Origin of the sequence: Candidatus Methylomirabilis sp. (assembly GCA_036000645.1) — a bacterium.
Classification (GTDB): domain Bacteria; phylum Methylomirabilota; class Methylomirabilia; order Methylomirabilales; family JACPAU01; genus JACPAU01.
The window spans coordinates 1-3,761 of record DASYVA010000213.1 but is presented as its reverse complement, the minus strand read 5'-3'; the positions used below and the strand labels follow the sequence as shown (position 1 = coordinate 3,761).

General features: G+C 69.8%; 5 protein-coding genes. 4 read left to right on the top strand and 1 reads right to left on the bottom strand.

The features are described 5' to 3' along the window. Nucleotides 1-217, top strand: a 217-nt coding sequence (locus VGT06_11830) for a tRNA 4-thiouridine(8) synthase ThiI (protein HEV8663807.1), incomplete at its 5' end; no start/stop codon positions are given. Nucleotides 218-249: 32 nt separating this feature from the next. Beyond that, the gene (moeB, locus tag VGT06_11825; GenBank protein HEV8663806.1) at nucleotides 250-1,479 is read left to right on the top strand and encodes a molybdopterin-synthase adenylyltransferase MoeB; all 1,230 of its coding nucleotides are present in this window, start codon (nucleotides 250-252) and stop codon (nucleotides 1,477-1,479) included. A 70-nt stretch (nucleotides 1,480-1,549) separates the two neighbouring features. Here moeB and VGT06_11820 read toward each other — a convergent pair whose 3' ends face one another. Continuing rightward, nucleotides 1,550-2,044: a hypothetical protein gene (locus VGT06_11820; GenBank protein HEV8663805.1), complete on the bottom strand. Its 495-nt coding sequence runs from the start codon at nucleotides 2,042-2,044 to the stop codon at nucleotides 1,550-1,552. 38 nt (nucleotides 2,045-2,082) lie between these two features. Between VGT06_11820 and VGT06_11815 the strand changes: the two genes are divergently transcribed. Both VGT06_11815 and VGT06_11810 read left to right on the top strand, forming a co-directional pair. After that, nucleotides 2,083-2,550: an archease gene (locus tag VGT06_11815; protein HEV8663804.1), complete on the top strand. Its 468-nt coding sequence runs from the start codon at nucleotides 2,083-2,085 to the stop codon at nucleotides 2,548-2,550. 38 nt (nucleotides 2,551-2,588) lie between these two features. Beyond that, nucleotides 2,589-3,761 (top strand): RtcB family protein (locus tag VGT06_11810; protein ID HEV8663803.1); only part of this gene is annotated, 1,173 nt, incomplete at its 3' end.

Below are 3,761 nucleotides of genomic sequence, written 5' to 3'. Positions count from 1 at the left end.
CGCCGGCGCGGCGCGGGCGATCGGGACCTTCGAGACCTCGATCATCCCGGACCAGGACTGCTGCTCCCTCTTCATCCCGAAGCACCCGGTTGTCCGGAGCACGGTGGAGGAGATCCGACGGGTGGAGGCGCGGCTCGACGGGGGGGCCCTGGTGGCCGACGGCCTGGCCCGCGCCACCGTGCGGGAATACGCCTTCCCGCCCGTCCCCGGCGGTTGAAATCCCGCGCCCGGTCTGGTATTCTGGCAGCGATGGACGTTGGTCCCGACGCCGGCGTGCCGGCCGGCGCCTCCGGGAGGAAGGGCACCATGCCGAAGACGGTGCGTGACATCATCCACGAGGCCCGCCGGGTCGTTCCCGAGGTCACGCCGGAGGCCTTGCACGAGCGGATGACGCGCGGGGAGCCCCCGGTCCTCCTGGACGTGCGGGATCCGGACGAGTACCGGGAGGGCTATATCGATGGGGCCCTCTCCCTCAGCCGGGGCTTCCTGGAGTTCCGGATCGCCAGCCTGATCCCGGATCCGCATGCGGAGATCGTCACCTACTGCCAGACCGGGCTCCGCTCCGTCCTCGCGGCCAGGGCCCTCCAGGACCTCGGGTACACGAACGTGAAGAACCTGGCGGGGGGCATCCAGAAGTGGAAGGAAAACGGCCACAAGACCGTCGCCTACCGGAAGATGACGGAGGAGCAGCTTGCCCGCTACAGCCGGCACTTGATGCTGGCCCAGATCGGCGAGCAGGGGCAGCGCAAGCTGCTGAACGCCAAGGTCCTCCTGGTGGGGGCGGGGGGATTGGGCTCGCCGGCGGGGATCTACCTGGCCGCGGCGGGCGTGGGGACGCTGGGGATCGTGGACGCGGACGTGGTGGACCTGACCAACCTGCAACGGCAGATCCTGCACACCACGGCCAGCGTGGGGAAGCCCAAGGTGGACTCGGCCAAGGAGATGCTGGCGGCGCTGAACCCCGAGGTGCAGGTCATCCCCTACCAGGTCCGGCTGACCGGCAAGAACGCGATGGACATCGTGGGGGAGTACGACGTCGTCCTGGACGGCAGCGACAACTTCCAGACCAAGTACCTCGTGAATGACGCCTGTCACCTGGCCGGCAAGCCGAACGTGTACGGGTCCATCTTCCAATTCGAGGGGCAGGCCGCCGTCTTCCATCCGACGGAGGGGCCCTGCTACCGCTGCCTCTTCCCGTCCCCGCCCCCGCCGGGCCTGGTCCCCACCTGAGCGGAGGCCGGCGTGCTGGGGGTCTTACCCGGCATCGTGGGGGTGATTCAGGCGACCGAGGCGATCAAGCTCATCGTGGGCACCGGGACGCCGCTCATCGGGCGGCTCCTGACCTACGACGCGCAAGAGATGCGCTTCAAGGAGATCCGGCTCCGGAAGGACCCGGCCTGCGCCCTGTGCGGGGAGCATCCGACGATCACCGACCTGATGGACTACGAGGCCTTCTGCGGGGTGCGGGCGGCGTCCTGAGCCGGGGAGCCCAGGAAGGACCGGCCGAGGGGCTGCCAGGCAGCCCCTCGTGCTGTTTCGGGGGCAGGGCTCAGACGGGGGCGGTTGCGCTCTCCCCCCCGTGGCGCCACTTCCAGGCGTGGACCTTCCGGTAGGTCTCGGCAACCTGGTCCGACGTGAGGCCATAGCGTTTGGCCACGCTGGCCATGACGCCTCGCTCGGCCACCTCGTACTCGGTGTGGCTGGCAAAGAGGGGGAGCTTGCTGATCCCGAGGCTGACCCGGTCGAAAATCATGACCTCCTCGTCGGCGGGGGGAGGGTCTTCCCCCGGAGGCCCGGCCGCGCCCCGGGCGGCTTCCCACCGCTCGGTGGCGGCTCGGGCCAGGTCGTCCGCCAGGAGCCCCAGCTCCGGGGCGAGCTCCTCCGGGATCGGGAGCGCCCCCATGGTGGGGGGCGGCGATCCTCGCCCGGCGGGGTTCCCCGGGAGGGAGGCGTGGCGCTGCCCGTAAAGGATCCCCAGGCCAAACCCCACGAGGAAGACGGAGAGCCCCAGGCCGGCGAGGACCAGGAGGGTTTCGAGCGCCATGGCGCTAACCGTACCGGATTTGGCCGGCGTGTTCAAGCGTGCCCCGCAACCCGGCCGTCCGGACTGAGGCGGTGCGGGTGGGAGGCTACCGTTTCCTGGAGGATGTCGCGATCGCCGACGTGGCCTTCGAGGCGTGGGGGGTGGATCTGGCGGACCTCCTCTCCGCGGCCGGGGAGGCGACCTTCGCCGTGATGGCGGATCTGGCGGGGATCCCGGAGGAGCTCACCCGCCGGGTGCGGCTGGAGGCCCCGGACCCGGAGACCCTCCTCTTCGCCTGGCTGGAGGAACTGATCTACCGGAAGGATGTGGATGCGGTAGTCTTCAGCCGGTTCGCGGTGAAGGTGACGGAGGGCCCGCTCCTCCGGTTGGAGGCCACCTGCATCGGGGCCCCCATCCGGCAGGACCAGATGCGGATGCGGGCCGACGTGAAGGCCGTGACCTACCACCTCTTCTCCGTGGAGCGCGGAGAGGACGGGTGGCGGGCCCGGGTCGTGCTGGACATCTAGGCGGAGGCGGCTCCGACCGCCTCCGTGGAGGAAGGGCGATGGAGGTCAAGCGGATTTCCGAGTACGTGTGGGAGATCCCGCCGACCGAGAAGCCCGGGATGCTGGTCCCGGCCCGGATCATCGCCTCCGCGGAGCTGCTCGCGGAGATGGACCGGGGGGTCTTCGAGCAGGTGACCAACGTCGCCTGCCTGCCGGGCATCTACCGCTACGCCATCTGCATGCCGGATGGGCACTGGGGCTACGGGTTCCCCATCGGCGGCGTCGCCGCATTCGATGTGAAGGAGGGGGTGATCTCGCCGGGGGGGATCGGGTTCGATATCAACTGCGGCATGCGTCTGCTCCGGACCAACCTCACCGAGGCCGAGGTGCGGCCCCGGCTCCGCGAGCTGGTGGACAGGCTGTACCAGGCGGTCCCCGCGGGGGTCGGCGTGAAGGGGTTCGTGAAGCTCTCCAGGAGCCAGTTGCAGGACGTGATGGTCCAGGGGGCAGGCTGGTGCATCCGCAACGGGTACGGCTGGCCCGGCGACGAGGGCCGCATCGAGGATGGCGGCCGCATCGCCTGGGCCGACCCCGCCGCCGTCAGCGCCCGGGCGGTGGAGCGTGGAATCAGCCAGCTGGGGACGCTCGGCTCGGGGAACCATTACCTGGAGATTCAGGTCCTCTATCCGGAAAACATCTTTGATGCTGAGCTGGCGGCCGCGTTGGGCCTCGACCGGCCGAACCAGGTGGTCGTCATGTTCCACTGCGGCTCCCGGGGGTTCGGCCACCAGGTGGGGACCGATTACCTCCAGATCTTCGCGCGGGCCATGCCCCGCTACGGGATTCGGGTGGTGGACAAGGAGCTGGCCTGCGCCCCCTTCCAATCCCCAGAGGGGCAGCAGTACTTCGGGGCCATGGCCTCCGCCGCCAACTCGGCCTTCGCGAACCGGCAGGTCATTACCCACCGGATCCGGGAGGTCTTCAGCGACGTCTTCAAGCGGGACCCCCGGGAGCTGGGGCTGGAGATCATCTACGATGTGGCCCACAACATCGCCAAGGTGGAGCGGTACACGGTCGACGGGGAGGAGAAAGAGCTCCTGGTGCACCGGAAGGGGGCGACGCGGGCCTTCCCGCCGGGGCATCCGGAGCTGCCCGACGCCTACCGCGCGACCGGCCAGCCGGTCCTGATCCCGGGCGACATGGGGCGCTACTCCTACGTTCTCGTGGGAACC